The sequence below is a fragment of the Qaidamihabitans albus genome, from assembly GCF_016464705.1.
GTDB classification, from domain to species: domain Bacteria; phylum Actinomycetota; class Actinomycetes; order Mycobacteriales; family Pseudonocardiaceae; genus Qaidamihabitans; species Qaidamihabitans albus.
This window is the reverse complement of the sequence record NZ_JAEHOB010000005.1, coordinates 89,380-107,571: the sequence shown is the minus strand read 5'-3', so window position 1 is coordinate 107,571 and position 18,192 is coordinate 89,380. Positions and strand designations below refer to the sequence as shown.

Here is an 18,192-nt window from a genome sequence, read left to right as displayed (position 1 = left end):
TCAGTGTTCGATGCCCTCCGCGGCCGCCGCGGCGGCGCCGACGATCCCGGCGTTGTTCTGCAACGATGCCACCACGACCCGGGTGCGGATTTCGAGCAGTGGAACCCACTTCTCGGATTTCTTGCTGACTCCGCCGCCGACGATGAACAGGTCCGGCCAGATGAGGTTCTCCAGCACAGTCAGGTAACGATCGACGCGCACGGCCCACTCGGGGTAGGAGAGCCCCTCGTTGTCCTTGACCGACGCGGCGGCCTTCGTCTCCGCGTCGTGCCCGTCGACCTCCAGGTGACCGAACTCCGTGTTGGGAACGAGCTTGCCGTCCTGGAAAAGCGCGCTGCCGATACCGGTGCCGAAGGTCAGCAGCGCGACGACACCCTGACGGGCCGCGGGGTCGCCGAACCTCATCTCGGCCATCCCGGCCGCGTCCGCGTCGTTGAGCATGGCCACGTCGTCGATGTGCCTGCCGAGCCGCTTGGCGAAGAGCCCGTCCGCGTCGGTGCCGATCCAGCTCGGGTCGATGTTCGCCGCGGTGTGCGCGACGCCCTTCTTCACCACGGCCGGCAGCGTGATCCCGACCGGTCCCTCCCAGTCGAACTGCGCCACGATGTCCGCGACGACCTCGACGATCGCGTCGGGAGTGGCCGGCCGTGGCGTGTCGATGCGCACCCGCTCGCCGACGAGCCTGCCGTCTTCCAGGTCGACGAGCGCGCCCTTGATTCCGCTGCCGCCGATGTCGATACCGAAACCGCGGGTCGCCGTCATTGGCGCTGTCCCTTCATTCTCGATTCAGAAGCCTCGGACCGAAACCTTATCGGGGGTGTGGTCCCATGGTGCCGTGGGAGCTATCGAGGCGGAACTGACGCGGGTCGCCGAGCAGGTCGCGACGGAGGCGGCCGAGCTGGTGCGGGACGCGCACACGTCCATGCTCGCCGGTCACACCGTGGCTGTCGGCACCAAGAGCAGCCAGACCGACGTGGTGACCGCGGTCGACCACGAGTCCGAGCGCTACATCCGGGCGAGGCTGGCCGCGCTCCGTCCCGGGGAGCCGGTGCTCGGTGAGGAGGAGGGCGGTGCGCCGGGCGACCGGGTGACGTGGGTCGTCGACCCCATCGACGGCACGGTGAACTTCCTCTACGGCTTCCCCGTGTTCGCCGTCTCGGTGGGTGCCCAGGTCGACGGCGTGTCGGTCGCGGGTGCGGTGGTGGAGCCGGTCAGCGGCAGGCGGTGGACGGCCACCCTCGGCGCCGGGGCGTGGCTGGACGGGCAGCGGCTGTCGGTGTCCGCGCCGGCGCGGCTCGACATGGCGCTGCTCGCCACCGGCTTCGCCTACCTGCCGGAGCGTCGTGCCCGCCAGGCGGAGCTGGTCGCCGGGATGCTCGGGCGGGTGCGCGACATCCGCAGGGCCGGGTCGGCCGCACTCGATCTCTGCGCGGTCGCCGCGGGTTGGGCCGACGCCTACTTCGAGCACGGGCTCAAGCGCTGGGACTGGGCCGCCGCCGCGCTCGTCGCCGCCGAGGCGGGCGCGGTGGTGTCGCTGCCGGGGGAGGACCCGGAGCTCGGCGCGGACGGCACCCTCGCGGCTGCTCCGCCGGTCGCGGACGCGCTGCGCGCGGCACTGATCGAATGTGGCGCAGGTAGCGTGTAGCCCGCGAGTCCCCGCTCAGGCCCGCGAGTTCCGCGTTCGCGCGGTCAGCAGTAACCCTGCCGTGCTGCCGCGAGCTTCGCGGGGTCGAGCTCCGGCCCGGGAGGGCCTGCCGACTGCTCGTTGTTGCCGACGTGCTGGTTCTCCGCGGACCAGGTCTTCAGCCGCTGCAGGATCTGCATCCCTTCCGCGGTGGGGCGCACATCGCCGAACTGCTCGCCGATCGAGAGATCCACGGTGGCGTCCTTGCGGTTGTCCCGGATCAGCTCGAAGCAGGGGTCGATCAGGCTCACCGTGCGGGCGGCCGCGCGGCCGTTCTCCCCGAAGCGGATCTGGCCGTGGCACGCCGCGGCCAGCTTCGGATACGCCGGGTCGTTCGCCGGCGCGGCGATCCTGGTGAAGCCGAGCTCGCGGAGGCTCTCCGTGGTGATCGACGCCTTGCCGCGCGCCCCGTTGGCGTTGAGCACGCGCAGCGCCACCTTGTCCGGGGGGATCGGCGTGGTGCCGTCGAGCGCGTCGTGCGGCAGCGACGTGTACGTGACGCCGGGCGGCGGGGTGGCGGCGGGCTCGCAGCGGATGGCGGCGTCGATGTCCTCCTTGGAAGTGATCGCGTTGACCCACACGAACACGGCCGCGAGCCCGAGCACGGCGATGACGATGAGCGCGGGCAGGGGCTTGTGCCTGCGGTACGGCTTTCCTCCGCGGCTACCGAAGCCGGTCCCCGACGCCACCTGCCCCGTCCCTTCGCCGTCGTGCGAGCGGAAGTCCTGCTCACCGATACCGTCGTCGCTGATCAGCCTAGGCGTTACAGCCGGGGGGCGCGGCAGCCGCCCCGCCGGGGAGCGCCCGGTCCGTCCCGGCGCCGGCGAAGACGCGTCCGCCTCACCGGGCCCGACTCGGATAGCACCACGTCAGCGAGGGTGCGGCAAGGAATCCGTGCCTCGCTCCAGCCTCCCGATACCCGGTCGCAACCCGAACGGCCTAAGCGTTTCGCGCGCCCAGGTTAGCCCCGTGGAGTGACGTATTCTCGGTGGTGGGCAACCTGTGTCCGGGCCCCGACAGTGGTGGGCTACCCTCTGCGGGCTCCGGACGCGGATCGGGATCTTGTGGAAGAGACGTCCCTCACTGTCGTTTCGGGCACAAAAAGGGGCGCTGGAACGTTGACCAGCGGCACGAGGACTCTCGAGCGGCGGCTCGGGCGTCCGGGAACCGTTATCGAAGCTGATCGCAGGGGTGAAGGACAATGGCGACCGACTACGACGCTCCGCGCCGCAGCGAAGCCGACGAGCTGGCCGAGGACTCGTTGGAGGAGTTGAAGGCGCGGCGCAACGAAACGCAGTCCGGCGTTGTGGACGTGGACGAAGACGCCACCGCCGAGAACTTCGAGCTTCCGGGTGCCGACCTGTCCGGCCTGTCGGGTGAGGACCTGACGGTCAAGGTCGTGCCGAAGCAGGCTGACGAGTTCACCTGCTCGGTGTGCTTCCTGGTGCACCACCGCAGCCGGCTCGCCGAGGAGAGTGGCAGCAGGCTGATCTGCCGCGACTGCGCCTGATCGGTCGCGATCGGGCGGGCCGGGGACCGGAGGGGTCTGGGGTTCGCGAAGGGGTGGTTGGGCCGGACGGCTCGGCCACCCCGTTTCGTCCCCGTCATTCCTCGTCCTCACCCCGCGTCCTCACCCCGCAGTAGCCGCGCCAGTCGTTCGGGCCGCCGCGTGCTGACCACCCAGTACGGCGTCGGGTCCCCGGGATCGGTGAGGTGGACGCGCACGAGCGAGCCGATCCAGCCGCGGTGCACGACGAACGCGGCCGGGTCCAGCTCGGGGCCGAGGGCCTTGCGCTTGTCCCGCTTGCCGATGACCTCCACCTCGCCCGCGAAGCGCAGCGGCAGATGCGCGTCGCCTGCCCACAGCTCCGGCTCGCCGTTCCCGTCGCCGGCCGTGACCCGGATCCGGACCCGGCCGGCCGCGATCAGCAGGAGCACGGTCAGCGTCAGCAGCACGACGTAGGGCAGCCAGGCACGGACGCCCGGGTAACCCATGTGGATCTCGGCCGCGAGCAGCGCCGCGGCGATCAGCGGGAGCGGCCACGCCCACCACGGGACGTAGAGCCGTTCCGAGTGCAGAACCGCACCCGCCGGGCGCGGTGTCCCCGCCTCGCTCACCGGCCGTCCGGCCGCGCCTGCAGTGTCGCTCACGCCTCCAGGGTAGTCTCGCCGCTCGTGTCCAGCGTGCAGGTCCTTGTCTCCCGCCTCGACCCCGGTGTGCCGCTCCCCGCCTATGCCCGGCCGGGCGACGCCGGTGCCGATCTCGTCACCACGTCCGACGTCCTGCTGGAACCGGGGGAGCGCGCCGTCGTCGGCACGGGGGTGGCGATCGCGCTGCCGCCGGGGTATGCCGGATTCGTGCACCCGCGTTCCGGCCTGGCCGCGAGGGCGGGGCTTTCGGTCGTCAACACGCCCGGCACGATCGACTCGGGCTACCGCGGGGAGATCCGCGTATGCCTGGTCAACCACGACCCTCGGGAGCCGATCGAGCTGTCCCGCGGCGACCGGATCGCCCAGCTCGTGGTGCAGCGGGTCGAGCACGCGGAGTTCGTCGAGGCAGCGGAGCTGGAGGCGACGGAGCGGGGCGCGGGTGGCTACGGTTCTACAGGTGGACATGCCGCACTCGGTTCGGCTGAGCTGACCCGGGAAGGAACGGAGAGCTAGTGGGGATTTTCGGACGCAAGCGGCGGCGGGGGGCCGCGGCGGAGGCGGAGCCGCGCCGTGGCCGGCACGCCGCACCGGACGTGGCGGAGCCCGACGACCTCGATGCGGAATACGGCGAATACGGAGAATACGACGAGTACGGCGAATACGACACCGAAGCGGAGGCGGCGTCGTATCGTTCGGGGCCGTTCGACGCCGCGGAGGCGCCCGACGACGACGTGCCGCGGATCGACCTCGGCTCGGTACGCGTACCGGTGCCGGACGGCTCTCAGGTGCAGGTGGAGATGGACCAGCAGAGCGGCAACGTCCGTGCGGTGCACGTGGTGACGGCACACGGCCAGGTGACCGTCAGCGGGTACGCCGCGCCGCGCTCGGGCGGACTGTGGAAGGACGTCAGCGCCGAGCTGACCGAGCAGCTGCGGGCCGACGGCGCGAAGGTCACTTCCACCCGCGGCGACTGGGGCCTGGAGCTCTCGGCGATCGTGGGGGAGGTGGCGCTGCGGTTCGTCGGCGTCGACGGGCCGCGCTGGATGCTGCGCGGCGTCATCGCCGGGCCGCAGTCCCAGGCCGCGCAGGCGCCCGCGGTGCTCCGCGACATCGTGCGCGACACGATCGTGGTGCGCGGCGACTCTCCGATGCCGGTGCGCACGCCGCTGCCGATCACGCTGCCGGACGCGGTCGCCGAGCACGTCGCCGCGCAGCAGCAGGGCTGACCCGCCGTGCCGACGGCCGCCGAGTGGATCGTGTTCCTCGGCACGGCCGCGCTGTTCGCGGTCACGCCGGGACCCGGCATCCTCTACGTGCTGGCCCGCAGCCTGCGCGGTGGCCGCGGCGAGGGCGTGCGGTCCGTGGCAGGCAACGGGATCGGCGCGGCGGCGCACGTGCTGGCGGCGGCGCTGGGCCTGTCCGCCGTACTCGCGACCTCCGCGGTCGCGTTCACCGTGGTCAAGATCGCCGGCGCGGTGTACCTGGTCGGCCTCGGGCTGTACGCGATCCTCCACCGGCACGAGGACGCGGCCGATACCGGGGGCCCCGCTCGCCGGTGGGCGCGGTCACCGCTGCTGCAGGGTGTGCTCACCGAGCTGCTCAACCCGAAGACCGCGCTGTACTTCATGGCACTGCTGCCGCACTTCGTGCATCCGGAGAGCGCGCCGGCGCCGATGGTGTTCCTGCTGCTCGGCCTGATCGCGCTGGGGCTGGCGATGCTCGCGGATCTCGGTGTCGCGCTCTTCGCGGGCAGCCTCGGCACGAAGCTGCTGGCCAGCAGGCGGTGGCGGGCTCGCCAGCGGGTGGCCGGCGGCCTGACGATGATCGGTCTCGGCGGTTTCGTGGCGGTCGCCGAGTAGCGGCCTTGGCCGCCCCGGCACGACAAGAGGAGCCTTCCTGATCGGAGGAGGAAGGCACCTCTTGCGTGCGCATCACTCAGCTACGGTACGGATGGCAGTCGCGACCGTCCCTGGAGACGAACCTCATCCGGTCGCGGGTGTTGGGGCCGTAGGTTCCGTCGGCCGTGGTGCCGACGGCCTTCTGTACCGACTTCAGCGCGGCTTCGGTGCGCGGCCCGAAACTGCCGTCCGTCGCGAGGTCGCGGATTCTTTCGTTCTGGTACGGCGCCGCCAGGTAGCGGCTGCCGTAACACCTGATCATCGTGTACTGGAACTGGACCACGATCGCGGTGTTCGCGACCAGGCCACGGCCGATAAGACACGATGTGCTGTTCCCACTGGCGGCCGGAACCGAGATCGCGTGCCCTCCGCCAGGACTGTGGAGCACCACCTTCACACACAGCGGGGTCGCCGCGGTCGCCGATCCCGTCGAGACGAAAGTCCCGGTGACGGCCATGAGCACAGCCGCGACACTCATCCCGGCCCTCCGCAGCACTCCAGAACCCTTCATGTCAGTGCCTCACCTCGAGTCGTCAGTAGCGATAACAGTTGCTTCGGTTCGGAGTCAGGAACTTCATGCGGTCCCGGGTTTTCGGGCCGTAGATGCCGTCCGCGGTGGTGCCGACAGCGCTCTGCACGGCCTTCAGCGCGGCTTCGCTGCGCGGCCCGAAACTGCCGTCCACCGCGAGTTCCCCGACCTTTTCGCTCGAGTAGGGCGAGGCCAGGTCGAGATTCGGGTAGCACCGGCGCATGGTGAACTGGAACCGGGCCACGATCGTCGTGTTCGCCGCGAAACTGCGGCCGATCAGGCAGGAAGTATTTCCTTTGCTCGTTGGCACCATGATTTCGTGCCCCGACCGTACGATCTCGGTCGTCGTGGCGCAGGGAGGCAGGGTCGCCGCCGACGCCGGAGTGGAGAACGTGATCGCGGCCGCCCCCATCGCCAGTGCGGCCAGGCCGGCCGCTCCCTGACGCTGCCATCTCGAACTCATCGGAGTTCGTGCTCCTTTCCTCGTGCTGATCTCGTGCCGAATTTCCCCCATGTGTTCCCTGCTCCGGCTTTCGGACCGAACTGGCCATCCGTGAGCCGCCCGGCAATGCCGCGGCCGCTCGTCACTTTAGGAATGCCGCGACCCGGGCGGTGTCCGGTGAACGCCCGACAGCGGGGCACGGTCGGGGAGCCTCCTGGCTAGGGTGAGGTGGTTCGATCCGAGCCGTTCCGCATCGTCGTGCTGCTGTTCCCCGACGCCACCCAGCTGGACTTCACCGGCCCGGCACAGGTCTTCTCACGGCTGCCCGGCACGGAGGTGCACCTCGCGTGGCACGACACGCGGCCGGTGGTCAACGACGGTGGCTGGTCGATCGTCCCCACGACGACCCTGGAAGCCTGCCCGCAGGCCGATGTCCTCTTCGTGCCCGGGGGAAGCGGGGCGTTCGACCTCTTCACCGACGGCATCGCGCTGCACTTCCTGCGGCGCCAGGCGGCCGGTGCCGGCTGGGTCACCTCCGTCTGCACCGGTTCGTTCGCGCCTGCCGCAGCCGGTCTTGTCACGGGCTACCGGGCGACCAGCCACTGGGCGTCGCTGCCGATGCTCGGGGAGCTCGGCGCGATCCCGGCGGAGGAGCGGGTCGTGATCGACCGGAACCGCATCACCGGCGCGGGGTCAGCTCCGGCATCGACTTCGCGCTCGTACTCGCCGCGGAGGTCTTCGGCGCGGACGTCGCGCGACGTGTCCAGTTGCAGCTCGAATACGATCCGGCGCCGCCGTTCGACTCCGGCTCGCCCGGCAGGGCCGACCCGGAGGTCGTCGCCACGATCAGGCGATCGGCGCTCGACGCCCGGCAGGCGGCGGTCAGGGCGATGGCGGCCCGTCTCCGTGAGCGTGGCTGAACCGGCCTCCGCCTGCCCGCAGCCACGCGAGCACCGCCGCCCGGCCCAGCGACTCGCGGTCGGCACCGACGGCCGTCAGGGTGGTCTGGCACAGCGCGGCGCGAGGCAGCGCCCCGGCCCAGGCGCGGGCGACCGCCGCCGGGTGTACCGGATCGTCCGCGCACGCCGCGATGCCCACGGGCACGTCGAGCGCGCGCAGCTCCGCCAGCTCGGGCGCCGGATGGTCCGCCGCGGCGCGCAGCCCCGCGGCCAGACCGGGCCCGTGCCGCCGCCACGCCCGGCGCAGCTCGTCCGCGAGCCAGGGCGCGATCCCCGCCGTCGCGGTCGCCAGCGTGGCGTCGAGCCCGTCGCGCGCCACGCGGTCGGCCGAGAGGCGCGCCGCGACTGCCGCGGGCGCCGACCCGACGCGGCCGTTCCACGCAGGCAGTGCCGCCAGCACGCCCGCGCAGCGGTCCCGGTTGCGCAGGGCCCACTCGGTGGCGAGGTGGGCGCCGAGTGAGATGCCGCCGACCAGCAGCGGCGCCCGCGCGGCCGACGCGGCGGCGTCCAGCACCTCGAGGTAGCCGGTGGTGACGGCCGCCCCGGCGGGTGGCGGCGGCGCGCTGACCGCGAAGCCGACGGCGGCCAGCGGCCGGGCGAACACCGCGCGCACGAACACCTCGTCGGACCCCGTGCCGGGCAGTAGCACGGCGGCGGGTGGCGAAATAGCGGACATCACGTTGCGATCCTGCCGCAAAAGGTATTCCCTTGCCGCGAGCGAGCTACGCTGGAGAACGCACGGGCCGCAAAGAAGTCGGGGGCCCCGGAGCACAGGAGCACCAGATATGTCCGCCAAAGACGGCGGCTACTTCAGCCGGCTGGTCCGCAAGCTGACCAGTGACGTCGAGGAGCTCGACGCCGACGACCTGTCGGAGAAGTCCGAGGCCGGCGGGGCGCAGCGCGCCTGCGACTGCCGGTCGGGCGAGGAAGTCACCGTGCTCGGCCGGTTACGGAGCGTCGAGTTGTGCCCGGCCAGCGACGCTGCGACGCTGGAGGCCGAACTGTTCGACGGTACGGACGGGGTGACGCTCGTCTGGCTGGGCCGGCGCCGGATCCCGGGCATCGAGCCGGGACGCACCATCAAGGTGTGCGGCAGACTGGCCGACCGCAACGGCCAGAAGGTGCTGTACAACCCGTACTACGAGCTACTGCAGCCGACGTGAAGAAGTGATAGCGCACTGTGAACGAGCCTGACCGTACCGCCGAAGCCGAAACGGACGCCGCCGCGGCCGAGGAAGCCCCGGAGACCCGCGAGCCCCAGCCCACGATGCTCGAGCAGATGGGCGGCGTGTCCGGCCTTTTCTACTCGTCGGTACCGGTCATCGTGTTCGTCCTGGCCAACTCGATGTTCGGCCTGCAGGCCGGCATCTGGAGCGCGGTCGGCAGTGCCGTGCTGATCACCGTCCTGCGGATCGTCCGGAAGGAGCCGCTGCAGCCGGCGATCTCCGGTTTCTTCGGTGTCGCGATCGCCGCTTTCATCGCCTACCGCACCGGCTCGGCCAAGGGCTTCTTCCTGTTCGGGATCTGGGCCAGCCTGGTGTACTGCGGCGCGTTCGTGCTGTCGGTCCTCGTGCGCTGGCCGCTGGCCGGGGTCGTGTGGAACATGCTCAACGGCACCGGGACGGCGTGGCGCAAGGACAAGCCCTCCCGGTTCGGCTACGACATCGCCACGCTCGCGCTGGCCGCCGTGTTCGCCGCCCGGTTCGTCGTTCAGCGCTGGCTCTACGACGAGAACTACACCGGCTGGCTGGCGTTCGCGAAGATCGCCATGGGTTACCCGCTGTACGCGCTCGCGCTGCTGGTCGTCGTGTGGGCCGTACGGCGCTCGGACAAGCGGCTCAAGGAGATCAGCGAGGCCGAGGAGAGCGAGGAGGCGCGGATCGAGGAGCGGCTGCGCGTCAAGTACGGCGGCGAGGCGTAGCGGGCCGGTCCCGGTCGTGAGTGCGTAACAGTGTTCTAACTCGTGTGCGCACTCACGAGCTCGCGCGGCGCCGTCAGTAGCCCAGCGCGGTCCGGATCTCCGGCTCCACGTCGGTGGGGGAGACGAACAGCAGCTCGTCACCGGGCTCCAGCGGGTCGTCGGGCTGCGGCACGATCACCCGCTCGCCACGCAGGATGGTCACCAGCGCGGCATCGCGGGGCAGGTCCAGGTCCCGCACCGGCTTGCCCGCCAGCGGTGTCTCGTCGGGCAGGGTGATCTCGACGAGGTTGGCCTGGCTCTGCCGGAACGTCATCAGCCGCACCAGGTCGCCGACGCTGACGGCCTCCTCGACCATGGCGGCGAGCATGCGGGGGGTGGACACCGCGACGTCGACGCCCCAGCTCTGGTTGAACAGCCATTCGTTCGCCGGGTTGTTCACCCGCGCCACGACGCGGCGGACCGCGAACTCCGTCTTGGCCAGCAACGACACGACGAGGTTGACCTTGTCGTCACCGGTCGCGGCGATCACCACGTCGCAGAGCTGTATCCCCGACTCCTCCAGCGTGGAGACCTCGCACGCGTCGCCGAGCACCCAGTCCGCCTGCTCGACCGTCTCGGGCGCGAACTGGCCGGAGAGCCGCTCGATGAGCATCACCGTGTGCCCGGCGTCGATCAGCTCCGACGCGATGGACCGGCCCACCGCGCCCGCTCCCGCGATCGCGACCCGCATCAGTCCTCCTCCTCGGGTGGCCGGGCGGCCAGGGCCGTCACGTCGCCGATCGTGCCGGAATGAGCGGCGGCGTAGACGTCGTCGTCGGCCTGCAGCACGGTCTTCGGTTCGGGCAGCACGCCGGTGCCGAACCGCATGATGAACGCCACCCGGCTCCCGGTGGCCTGCTCGAGGTCACGGACGGGCCTTCCGATCCACGCCTCATGCAGTGGAAGCTGCAGCAGCGCCATCGTGCCGGAGGGATCGCGCCAGGACGTGGCGACGCCCTCCGGCAGCAGCGTGCGCAGGAACCGGTCGGTGGTCCACGGGACCGTCGCGACCGTGGGAATCCCGAGCCGCTCGTACACGGCGGCGCGCTTCGGGTCGTAGATGCGGGCGACGACGTGCTCGACGCCGAACGTCTCGCGCGCCACCCGGGCCGAGATGATGTTGGAGTTGTCGCCGCTGGACACGGCGGCGAACGCGCCGGCCCGCTCGATGCCGGCCTCGACCAGCACCTGGCGGTCGAAGCCCATGCCGACCACCTGCTGGCCGTGGAAGTCGCTGCCAAGCCTGCGGAAAGCGTCCTGGACCCGGTCGATGACCGCCACGTCGTGGCCCAGCCGCTCGAGCGCGGCGGCAAGGGACGCGCCCACCCGGCCGCACCCCATGATCACCACGTGCACGGTGTGCCCTCCTCCGCTCTGTGTCGGCGCCAGCGCAGAACCTACCTCCGGCCCGGTCGGTTCGTGTGTCGAGGTCGCGTTGCCGCGCCGTCCAACGAACCAGCCTAGCGAATATTCGGGAATTTCTGAAAGATCGAAAGTGTTAGTATCATGTCAAGCCGAGTGAGGGAGGATCATGGCCGACCCGAGGGCCGCCGCCGAGCGCATGGCGCTCACGCTGACCCGCAACGGAATGCAACGGATGACCGCCCGGGTGCTGTGCGCGCTGCTGTTCGCGGAGCAGGAGACGATCACCGCCGGAGAGATCGCCGAGCAGCTCGGCGTGAGCGCGGGCTCGGTCTCCGGCGCGATCAAGATGTTGCAGCCGGTCGGCCTCATCCAGCGGGTACCGGTGCCCGGCAGCAGGCGGGAGCACTACCGCTTTCCCGAAGACGGCTGGCCGACGCTGATGTCCGCGCAGAACGAGGTGGTCCGTGCCATGCAGGACGCCGCGGAGGAGGGCATCGCGAGCACGGGGGAGGACAGTATCGCCGGGCGCAGGCTGGCCGAGATGCGCGACTTCTACGACTACCTCATGCGCGAGCTGCCCAAGCTGATCGACGAGTGGCGCGCGCAGCGGGACTGAGACTACTCCGCGACGACTCCGCCGGGGGACACGGCGCCGGGCGACGACGGTGTGACCGGCGTGATCGACGCCGTCTCGACGGCGCCGGGAACCGTGCGATTACGCTCCTGCCGTGTCCAAGTTCGCCACCGCGGCAAAACGGCTGGTGCTGGGTCGGCCCTTTCGCAGCGACCGGCTCGCGCACACGCTGCTGCCCAAGCGGATCGCCCTGCCGGTGTTCGCCTCCGACCCCATGTCGAGCGTGGCGTACGCGCCGGAGCAGATCCTGGTCATGCTCTCCGTGGCCGGAGCCTCCGCCTACGTGTACAGCCCCTGGATCGGCCTCGGGGTGGCGCTCGTCATGGTCGCGGTGGTGGCGTCCTACCGGCAGAACGTGCGCGCCTACACCTCCGGCGGCGGCGACTACGAGGTGGCGACCGTCAACCACGGCCGGCGCTGGGGCCTGGTGGTCGGCAGCGCCCTGCTGGTCGACTACATCCTCACGGTCGCCGTTTCCATCGCGTCGGCGGCGGCCAACATCGGCTCCGCCATCCCGTTCGTCGCGACGCACAAGGTCGTCTTCGCCGTGTTGGCGATCGCCCTGCTGGCCGCGGTGAACCTGCGCGGCGTCCGCGAGTCCGGCACGACGTTCGCGATCCCGTCCTACGCTTTCGTGGCCGGCATCCTCGGCATGATCGTGTGGGGCGCGGTCCGGGTGTTCCTGTTCGACGACGAGGTTCGCGCGGAGAGCGCCGACTTCGTGCTCATCGAGGAGGGCGAGCACCTCGCCGGGTTCGGGTTCGCGTTTCTCGTGATGCGCGCGTTCTCCTCCGGCAGCGCGGCGCTCACCGGGGTGGAGGCCATCGCCAACGGCGTGCCCGCGTTCCGCAAGCCCAAGGGCCGCAACGCCGCCACCACCCTGCTGATGATGGGCACCCTGGCGATCACGATGTTCCTCGGCCTGCTGTTCCTGGCCAGGGTGACCGGCGTGATCATGGCCGAGGATCCTGCGGAGCAGCTGCTCAACGCTCCCGAGGGCTACGAGCAGAAGACGCTGCTCGCGCAGCTCGCCAACGCCGTCTTCGCCGGGTTCTCGCCCGCCGTCTGGTACGTCATCTTCTTCACCGGGCTGATCCTCGTACTGGCGGCGAACACGGCGTTCAACGGGTTCCCGGTGCTCGGCTCGATTCTCGCTCAGGACCGCTACCTGCCGCGGCAGCTGCACACCCGTGGTGACCGGCTCGCTTTCAGCAACGGCATCCTGTTCCTCGCCGGCTTCGCGGGCGTGCTCGTCGTCGCCTTCGAAGCCGACGTCACGCAGCTGATCCAGCTCTACATCGTCGGCGTGTTCGTCTCGTTCGTACTCAGCCAGAGCGGCATGATCCGGCACTGGAACCGGCTGCTGCGCACGGAGAGCGACCCGGTGGCGCGCGGCCGGATGCGGCGGGCGCAGATGATCAACTCCTTCGGCCTGCTCATGACGGCCTCGGTGCTCGTCGTCATCCTGATCACCAAGTTCCTGGCCGGCGCCTGGATCTCGATCGTGTCGATGGCGGCGATCTACTGGCTGATGACGGCGATCCGCCGGCACTACGACGGCGTGGCCGCGGAACTGCGCGACGAGGAGCTGAAGCCGGCGACGCTGCCTTCCCGCAACCACGCCATCGTCCTGGTCTCGCAGCTGCACCGGCCGACGTTGCGCGCACTGGCCTACGCCAAGGCGACCCGGCCCGATGTCCTGGAGGCGGTGACGGTCAATGTGGACGAAGTGGACACCAGGAAGCTGGTGGACCAATGGAACAAACAGGGCTTCCGGATCCCGCTGAAGGTCGTGGAGTCGCCGTACCGGGAGATCACCAGGCCGGTACTGGACTACGTCAGGCGCATCCGCGGCGACCATCCGCGCAACGTGGTCACCGTCTTCATCCCGGAGTACGTGGTCGGCCGGTGGTGGGAGCAGCTGCTGCACAACCAGAGCGCGCTCCGGCTCAAGGGCAGGCTCCTGTTCCAGTCCGGGGTGATGGTGACGAGCGTGCCGTGGCAGCTGGAGTCGTCGAAGCGGGCTTCGCGCAAGGCGGACGAGTCCTACCACGTCGCCGGTGACGTCCGGCGCGGCCTGCACGGGGCCGCGCCCGAACGCGACGAGGAGGAGACCCGGCGGTGAAGGTCGACTGGACCGGCCGCGCGCTGGAGGCCGAGGTGGGCCCGGTCGCGCACGGCGGGCACTGCGTGTCCAGAGTGGACGGCCGGGTCGTGTTCGTGCGGCACGCGCTGCCCGGAGAGCTGGTCGTCGCCGAGGTCACCGAGGACAAGGGCGGGGCGTTCTGCCGCGCCGACGCCGTGCGGATCCTGCGCCCGGCACCGGACCGGGTCGAGCCGCCGTGCCCGGTCGCCGGTCCGGGCCTGTGCGGTGGCTGCGACTGGCAGCACGCGAGTCCCCGCGCGCAGCGGGCGCTCAAGGCCGGGGTCGTGGCCGAGCAGCTGCGCCGGCTGGCCGGGATCGAGCGTGAGGTCGAGGTGGAGGAGCTGCCCGGCGGTTCGCTGCGCTGGCGGACCCGCGTGCGCTACGTCGCGGGGCGGGACGGCCGGCCGGGCCTGCGGGCGCATCGCAGCCACCGGGTGATCCCGCTCGAGGACTGCCCGATCACGGTGCCCGGCGCGACCGGGGATGTGCTGTCCCGGCGCCGGCGACCGGGCAGCGAGATCGAGGTGGCGGCCGACGCCGCGGGGCGCACCCATGTGCGGGTGCTGGAGACCGTGCGAGGGCGGGAGAAGTCCCGGCAGGTGGCGGGCGGCGTCGCCGCGCAGCGCGCCGCGGGCCGCGACTGGCGCCTGGGCGCGCACGACTTCTGGCAGGTGCATCCCGCGGCGGCCGACACGTTCGCCGGCGTCGTCGCGGACTGGGCCCTGGCGTCACCGGGCGGCCGGGTGTGGGACCTCTACGCCGGTGTCGGGCTGTTCGCCGCGGTGCTGGCCGGGCAGGTCGGGCCGGACGGCGGCGTGCTCGCGGTCGAGTCGGGGCGGCGGGCGGTCGCCGACGGGGAGGCGAACCTGGCCGACCTGCCCCAGGTGCGCTGGCGTGCCGGCCGGGTGGAGCACGTCCTCGCGGACGTGGACGAGCGACCCGAGGTGGTGGTGCTCGACCCGCCCCGTAAGGGCGCCGGACGCGCGGTGGTCGACGCGATCGCCGCCGGTGAGCCCGAGCGGGTGGTGTACGTGGCGTGCGATCCGGCGGCGCTGGCCCGGGATGTGGCCACGTTCACCGGGCACGGCTACCACCTCGAACGCCTGCGCGCCTTCGACGCGTTCCCGATGACCCACCACGTCGAGACCCTCGCCCTCCTCACCCGCATCAGAAGGTGAGCAGGACCTTGCCGGAGGCGGCGGAGTCGCGGGCGAGGGCGAACGCCGTCTCGGCGTCGGCGAGCGGGAACTCGTGGCTGATCACCGGGTCGGCTCGCAGCGATCCGTCGGCCAGCGCCGCGACGACGTCGGCCAGCTCGGTGTCGAACCGCAGCGAACCGGCGACGGTCAGCTCCCTCGTGACGACCAGCCCGGCGAGGAACGGCTGCTCCGCTCGTGGTGGCAGGCCGAGCAACACGAGGTGACCGCCGCGGCGCAGCGCCCGCACGGCCGTGGCCATACCGGGCGCCGTGCCCGACGAGTCGATCGCGATGTCGGCCCCCACCTCGTCGACCCTGCCTTCGAGGTCCGCGGCGGTGCGGGTCTCGGTGGCGCCGAGCTCACGTGCGATCCGCAAAGGACGCTCGTGCAGGTCGGACACGACGATCTCGTCCGCGCCCGCCCGATGCAGCACCGCGACCACGAGCGCGCCGATCGGTCCCGCACCGGCCACGAAAACCCGCCTGCCCGTGACGTCGCCTGCTCGTGAGACGGCGTGCCACGCCACCGAGGCGGGTTCGGCGAGGGCCCCGGTGCGCACCGGCAGCCCCGCGGGCAGCGGCAGCAGCCGCTCCGCCGCGACGACGTGCCGCTGGGCGAACGCGCCGTCGGTGTGCGGGAAGCGGGCCGCTGAGCCCAGATAGCCGGCGGTGGGGCAGAGGTTGCGCCGCCCGGCCGCGCATTGCGGGCACGTGCCACAGGGCGTGGCCGGGTGCACGGTCACCGGCGTGCCCCGCGCCGGGCCCGAACCGTCCGCGGCAGGCACCTCCACGTGGCCGGACACCTCGTGCCCGAGCACCATCGGTCCGCGCAGCACCGACTCGCCCACCGCGCCGTGCGAGACGTAGTGCAGGTCCGACCCGCAGATCCCGCCGTAGCCGACCGCGACGACCGCCTCGTGCGCGGCCGGCTCGGGCAGGACCCGTTCCTCGATGCGGAGGTCGCCGGCACCGTGGGTGACGAGTGCGAGATACGGACGTGGCATGAGGGCTCCCGGAAGAGGTTCAGACGACGGCGGTCATGCCGCCGTCGACGAACAGGATCTGGCCGTTGACGAAGGCGGCGGCGTCCGAGGCGAGGAACACCGCGGGGCCCACCAGATCCTCGGTCCGGCCCCAGTGCCCGGCCGGGGTGCGCTCGGCCACCCACGCGCTGAACTCCGGATCGGCCACCAGCGCCGAGGTGAGCTCCGTGGCGAAGTAGCCGGGTGCGATGCCGTTGACCTGCAACCCGTGGCGGGCCCACTCGGCGGTCATCGCCCGCGTCAGGTTGCGTAACCCGCCCTTGGCCGCCGTGTACGGCGCGATCGAGGGACGGGCCAGCTCCGCCTGCACCGAGCAGATGTTGACGATCTTGCCCCGGCCGCGCTCGATCATGCCGCGGGCCACCGCGCGCCCGACCACGAACGCACTGGTGAGATCGGTGCGCAGCACCGCCTCCCAGTCGTCGAGGTCCAGCTCCAGCATGGGTTGCCGGTGCTGGAACCCCGCGTTGTTGACCAGGATGTCCACGCCACCGTGGCGGGCGGTGATGTCGGCGACCGCGGCCGTCACGGCGGGCTCGTCGGTGACGTCGAAGGCGACCGCCGAACAGCCGGCCTCGGGAACCTCGCCGGCCAGTCCGGCCCTGGCCTTCTCCAGCCGGGCGGGATCACGGCCGTTGAGCACCACCGAAGCCCCGGCGCGGGCGAGCCCGGCCGCGATGTCGTAGCCGATGCCCCGGCTGCTGCCGGTGACGAGCGCGACGCGCCCGGAGAGGTCGAAGACGCTCAGTGACATGGATTCCTTCCCGGTCAGGCGATCGCGAACAGCAGCGCCGACAGCCCGAAGCCCATCAGCCCGATGGTCGTCTGCATGACGGTCCAGGTCTTCAGCGTCGTCTTCACATCCATCCCGAGGAAGCGTCCGACGAGCCAGAAGCCGGAGTCGTTGACGTGGCCCGCGGTGACCGAACCGGCGGCCAGCGCCAGCACGAGCGCGGCCAGTTCCACCGCGTTGAACCCGTTGCCGAGCACCAGCGGCTGCACCAGCCCGGCCGCGGTGGTCAGCGCGACGGTGGCCGAGCCCTGCGCGATCCGCAGCGTCGTCGCGATGATGTACGCGGCCACGATCACCGGCAGCCCGAGGTCGGACATGGCCTCGGAGAGCGCGTCACCGATGCCACTTGCCCGCAGCACCCCACCGAACATGCCACCGGCACCGGTGATCAGGATGATCGCGGCCACCGGGCCGAGTGCCGAGTCGAGCAGCTTCTCCACGACGTTCTGGCCGCGGCCGCGGCGGGAGCCGAGCACGTACATCGCGACGAACACCGTCACCAGCAGCGCGACCGGGGTCGAGCCGAGTGCCCGCGCCACGTCGAACCAGCCGGCGTCGCCGTCGACCCAGCCCGCCTCGGCGGCGGTGTCGAGGCCGGTGTTGGCGAAGATCATCACCAGCGGGAGCAGCAGCAGCGCGACGACCGTCCGCGGCCTCGGCGGGTTCTCGTCGTGCTCCTCCTGCTTGCCGCCGCTCAAGATGTCCGGGACCGGCAGCACGATGCGCTTGCCGACCCAGAGGCCGTAGAGGTAGCTGGTGACGAACCAGGTGGGAATCGCGACCACCAGCGCGAACAGGATGACCAGGCCGACGTCGGCGCCGAGCAGGCCGCTGGCCGCGACCGGCCCCGGGTGGGGCGGCACGAAGACGTGCATGACCGAGAACGCGCCCGCCACCGGCAGGCCGTAGCGCAGGACGCCACCGCCGAGCCGCCGCGCGACGGCGAAGACGATCGGCAGCATCACCACGAGCCCGGCGTCGAAGAAGATCGGGAAACCGAAGATCAGCGAGGCGACGCCGAGTGCCAGGGGTGCGCGCCGCTCGCCGAACTTGCCGACCAGCGCGTCGGTGAGCGCCTGCGCGCCGCCGCTGACCTCGACGAGCCTGCCGAGCATGGCGCCGAGCCCGACCAGCAGGGCGACACTGCCCAGGGTGGAGCCGAAGCCGTCGAGCAGCGTGTCGATCACGTCACCGGCCGGGATGCCGGTGGCGAACGCGGTGGCGATGCTGACCGCGACCAGTGCGAGGAAGGCGTGCACCCGCAGGCGGATGATCAAGAAGAGCAGGACGGCGATCGCGGCTGCCGCGATGCCCAGCAAAGGCCCGGCGCCGAGGGTCTGGGTCCACTCGTCGGTGTTCATTCGAAAGCTCCGTTGCTTCGCGTTGGGGA

22 protein-coding genes and 1 pseudogene are annotated in these 18,192 nt (G+C 71.4%); 12 read left to right on the top strand and 11 right to left on the bottom strand.

The genetic code is table 11. The features are described 5' to 3' along the window. On the bottom strand, positions 1–762 hold the full coding sequence (ppgK, locus tag JAP66_RS11950) for a polyphosphate--glucose phosphotransferase (RefSeq protein WP_199431746.1): 762 nt from the start codon (positions 760–762) through the stop codon (positions 1–3). Positions 763–835: 73 nt separating this feature from the next. Here ppgK and JAP66_RS11945 point away from each other — a divergent pair, with 73 nt between their 5' ends. Further along, positions 836–1,645 (top strand): inositol monophosphatase family protein, encoded by an 810-nt coding sequence (locus JAP66_RS11945; RefSeq protein ID WP_372448959.1) that lies wholly within the window; start codon positions 836–838, stop codon positions 1,643–1,645. A 44-nt stretch (positions 1,646–1,689) separates the two neighbouring features. On the opposite strand, the gene cei is transcribed toward JAP66_RS11945, so the two are convergent. Continuing rightward, a complete protein-coding gene (gene cei / locus JAP66_RS11940; protein WP_199431744.1) occupies positions 1,690–2,373 on the bottom strand; it encodes an envelope integrity protein Cei in 684 nt (227 codons plus the stop codon). A gap of 512 nt (positions 2,374–2,885) precedes the next feature. Here cei and JAP66_RS11935 point away from each other — a divergent pair. After that, complete coding sequence (locus tag JAP66_RS11935) at positions 2,886–3,194, top strand: DUF4193 domain-containing protein (protein ID WP_199431743.1); 309 nt, start codon at positions 2,886–2,888, stop codon at positions 3,192–3,194. Positions 3,195–3,301: 107 nt separating this feature from the next. Here the strand turns inward: JAP66_RS11935 and JAP66_RS11930 are convergent, their stop codons facing one another. Next, the gene (locus JAP66_RS11930; protein ID WP_199432019.1) at positions 3,302–3,802 is read right to left on the bottom strand and encodes a DUF3093 domain-containing protein; all 501 of its coding nucleotides are present in this window, start codon (positions 3,800–3,802) and stop codon (positions 3,302–3,304) included. A 57-nt stretch (positions 3,803–3,859) separates the two neighbouring features. Here JAP66_RS11930 and dut point away from each other — a divergent pair, with 57 nt between their 5' ends. The 3 genes from dut to JAP66_RS11915 are packed head-to-tail and all read left to right on the top strand — an operon-like array spanning position 3,860 to position 5,694. After that, positions 3,860–4,348: a dUTP diphosphatase gene (gene dut, locus JAP66_RS11925; RefSeq protein WP_199431742.1), complete on the top strand. Its 489-nt coding sequence runs from the start codon at positions 3,860–3,862 to the stop codon at positions 4,346–4,348. Continuing rightward, positions 4,348–5,061: a DUF3710 domain-containing protein gene (locus JAP66_RS11920; protein ID WP_199431741.1), complete on the top strand. Its 714-nt coding sequence runs from the start codon at positions 4,348–4,350 to the stop codon at positions 5,059–5,061. The genes dut and JAP66_RS11920 overlap by 1 nt, the downstream gene beginning before the upstream one ends. A 6-nt stretch (positions 5,062–5,067) precedes the next feature. Further along, positions 5,068–5,694, top strand: a complete 627-nt coding sequence (locus tag JAP66_RS11915; protein ID WP_199431740.1) for a LysE family translocator — start codon at positions 5,068–5,070, stop codon at positions 5,692–5,694. Between the two features lie 76 nt (positions 5,695–5,770). Here the strand turns inward: JAP66_RS11915 and JAP66_RS11910 are convergent, their stop codons facing one another. Together JAP66_RS11910 and JAP66_RS11905 are read right to left on the bottom strand one after the other, a co-directional pair. Next, the gene (locus JAP66_RS11910) at positions 5,771–6,211 is read right to left on the bottom strand and encodes a peptidoglycan-binding domain-containing protein (protein WP_235998953.1); all 441 of its coding nucleotides are present in this window, start codon (positions 6,209–6,211) and stop codon (positions 5,771–5,773) included. Between the two features lie 55 nt (positions 6,212–6,266). Next, the gene (locus tag JAP66_RS11905) at positions 6,267–6,776 is read right to left on the bottom strand and encodes a peptidoglycan-binding domain-containing protein (RefSeq protein WP_199431738.1); all 510 of its coding nucleotides are present in this window, start codon (positions 6,774–6,776) and stop codon (positions 6,267–6,269) included. A 156-nt stretch (positions 6,777–6,932) separates the two neighbouring features. Here JAP66_RS11905 and JAP66_RS32105 point away from each other — a divergent pair. Together JAP66_RS32105 and JAP66_RS32100 are read left to right on the top strand one after the other, a co-directional pair. Continuing rightward, positions 6,933–7,337 (top strand): annotated as a pseudogene (locus JAP66_RS32105) (DJ-1/PfpI family protein); the annotation flags it as partial. 134 nt (positions 7,338–7,471) lie between these two features. Continuing rightward, on the top strand, positions 7,472–7,624 hold the full coding sequence (locus JAP66_RS32100; protein ID WP_235998952.1) for a hypothetical protein: 153 nt from the start codon (positions 7,472–7,474) through the stop codon (positions 7,622–7,624). On the opposite strand, the gene JAP66_RS11895 is transcribed toward JAP66_RS32100, so the two are convergent. Then, positions 7,587–8,339 (bottom strand): alpha/beta hydrolase, encoded by a 753-nt coding sequence (locus tag JAP66_RS11895; RefSeq protein WP_199432018.1) that lies wholly within the window; start codon positions 8,337–8,339, stop codon positions 7,587–7,589. The genes JAP66_RS32100 and JAP66_RS11895 overlap by 38 nt on opposite strands. Before the next feature lie 109 nt (positions 8,340–8,448). Here JAP66_RS11895 and JAP66_RS11890 point away from each other — a divergent pair, with 109 nt between their 5' ends. Beyond that, positions 8,449–8,826 carry an OB-fold nucleic acid binding domain-containing protein gene (locus JAP66_RS11890; RefSeq protein ID WP_199431737.1) on the top strand — a complete coding sequence of 126 codons (378 nt, stop codon included), beginning with the start codon at positions 8,449–8,451 and terminating at the stop codon, positions 8,824–8,826. Between the two features lie 104 nt (positions 8,827–8,930). Then, positions 8,931–9,584, top strand: a complete 654-nt coding sequence (locus JAP66_RS11885) for a DUF3159 domain-containing protein (protein WP_199432017.1) — start codon at positions 8,931–8,933, stop codon at positions 9,582–9,584. Positions 9,585–9,657: 73 nt separating this feature from the next. Here JAP66_RS11885 and JAP66_RS11880 read toward each other — a convergent pair whose 3' ends face one another. After that, on the bottom strand, positions 9,658–10,314 hold the full coding sequence (locus JAP66_RS11880) for a potassium channel family protein (RefSeq protein WP_199431736.1): 657 nt from the start codon (positions 10,312–10,314) through the stop codon (positions 9,658–9,660). After that, the gene (locus JAP66_RS11875; RefSeq protein ID WP_199431735.1) at positions 10,314–10,979 is read right to left on the bottom strand and encodes a potassium channel family protein; all 666 of its coding nucleotides are present in this window, start codon (positions 10,977–10,979) and stop codon (positions 10,314–10,316) included. The genes JAP66_RS11880 and JAP66_RS11875 overlap by 1 nt, the downstream gene beginning before the upstream one ends. A 175-nt stretch (positions 10,980–11,154) precedes the next feature. Here JAP66_RS11875 and JAP66_RS11870 point away from each other — a divergent pair, with 175 nt between their 5' ends. The 3 genes from JAP66_RS11870 to JAP66_RS11860 all read left to right on the top strand — a co-directional run bounded on the left by JAP66_RS11870 (position 11,155) and on the right by JAP66_RS11860 (position 14,946). Further along, entirely contained in the window at positions 11,155–11,604 is a 450-nt protein-coding gene (locus JAP66_RS11870; protein WP_199431734.1) for a GbsR/MarR family transcriptional regulator, read from the top strand. A 112-nt stretch (positions 11,605–11,716) separates the two neighbouring features. Beyond that, positions 11,717–13,747 carry an APC family permease gene (locus JAP66_RS11865; protein WP_199431733.1) on the top strand — a complete coding sequence of 677 codons (2,031 nt, stop codon included), beginning with the start codon at positions 11,717–11,719 and terminating at the stop codon, positions 13,745–13,747. Next, positions 13,744–14,946, top strand: coding sequence for a class I SAM-dependent RNA methyltransferase (locus JAP66_RS11860; protein ID WP_199431732.1), 1,203 nt, complete (start codon positions 13,744–13,746; stop codon positions 14,944–14,946). The genes JAP66_RS11865 and JAP66_RS11860 overlap by 4 nt, the downstream gene beginning before the upstream one ends. Here the strand turns inward: JAP66_RS11860 and JAP66_RS11855 are convergent. Genes JAP66_RS11855 through JAP66_RS11845 form a run of 3 tightly spaced genes read right to left on the bottom strand, consistent with a single transcriptional unit; the run spans position 14,936 to position 18,163 of the window. Continuing rightward, positions 14,936–15,970 carry an L-idonate 5-dehydrogenase gene (locus tag JAP66_RS11855; protein WP_199431731.1) on the bottom strand — a complete coding sequence of 345 codons (1,035 nt, stop codon included), beginning with the start codon at positions 15,968–15,970 and terminating at the stop codon, positions 14,936–14,938. The genes JAP66_RS11860 and JAP66_RS11855 overlap by 11 nt on opposite strands. Before the next feature lie 19 nt (positions 15,971–15,989). After that, positions 15,990–16,763: an SDR family oxidoreductase gene (locus JAP66_RS11850; protein ID WP_199431730.1), complete on the bottom strand. Its 774-nt coding sequence runs from the start codon at positions 16,761–16,763 to the stop codon at positions 15,990–15,992. 14 nt (positions 16,764–16,777) lie between these two features. After that, a complete protein-coding gene (locus JAP66_RS11845) occupies positions 16,778–18,163 on the bottom strand; it encodes a GntP family permease (RefSeq protein ID WP_199431729.1) in 1,386 nt (461 codons plus the stop codon). Positions 18,164–18,192 lie beyond the last annotated feature (29 nt).

What these genes read in the sequence shown, in the direction of transcription:
- ppgK (WP_199431746.1), bottom strand. Translation starts at nt 762, where the DNA reads ATGACGGCGACCCGCGGTTTCGGTATCGACATCGGCGGCAGCGGAATC.
- JAP66_RS11935 (WP_199431743.1), top strand. Translation starts at nt 2,886, where the DNA reads ATGGCGACCGACTACGACGCTCCGCGCCGCAGCGAAGCCGACGAGCTG.
- JAP66_RS11910 (WP_235998953.1), bottom strand. Translation starts at nt 6,211, where the DNA reads ATGAGTGTCGCGGCTGTGCTCATGGCCGTCACCGGGACTTTCGTCTCG.
- JAP66_RS11905 (WP_199431738.1), bottom strand. Translation starts at nt 6,776, where the DNA reads ATGGGGGAAATTCGGCACGAGATCAGCACGAGGAAAGGAGCACGAACT.
- JAP66_RS11895 (WP_199432018.1), bottom strand. Translation starts at nt 8,339, where the DNA reads ATGTCCGCTATTTCGCCACCCGCCGCCGTGCTACTGCCCGGCACGGGG.
- JAP66_RS11890 (WP_199431737.1), top strand. Translation starts at nt 8,449, where the DNA reads ATGTCCGCCAAAGACGGCGGCTACTTCAGCCGGCTGGTCCGCAAGCTG.
- JAP66_RS11885 (WP_199432017.1), top strand. Translation starts at nt 8,931, where the DNA reads ATGCTCGAGCAGATGGGCGGCGTGTCCGGCCTTTTCTACTCGTCGGTA.
- JAP66_RS11880 (WP_199431736.1), bottom strand. Translation starts at nt 10,314, where the DNA reads ATGCGGGTCGCGATCGCGGGAGCGGGCGCGGTGGGCCGGTCCATCGCG.
- JAP66_RS11870 (WP_199431734.1), top strand. Translation starts at nt 11,155, where the DNA reads ATGGCCGACCCGAGGGCCGCCGCCGAGCGCATGGCGCTCACGCTGACC.
- JAP66_RS11855 (WP_199431731.1), bottom strand. Translation starts at nt 15,970, where the DNA reads ATGCCACGTCCGTATCTCGCACTCGTCACCCACGGTGCCGGCGACCTC.
- JAP66_RS11850 (WP_199431730.1), bottom strand. Translation starts at nt 16,763, where the DNA reads ATGTCACTGAGCGTCTTCGACCTCTCCGGGCGCGTCGCGCTCGTCACC.
- JAP66_RS11845 (WP_199431729.1), bottom strand. Translation starts at nt 18,163, where the DNA reads ATGAACACCGACGAGTGGACCCAGACCCTCGGCGCCGGGCCTTTGCTG.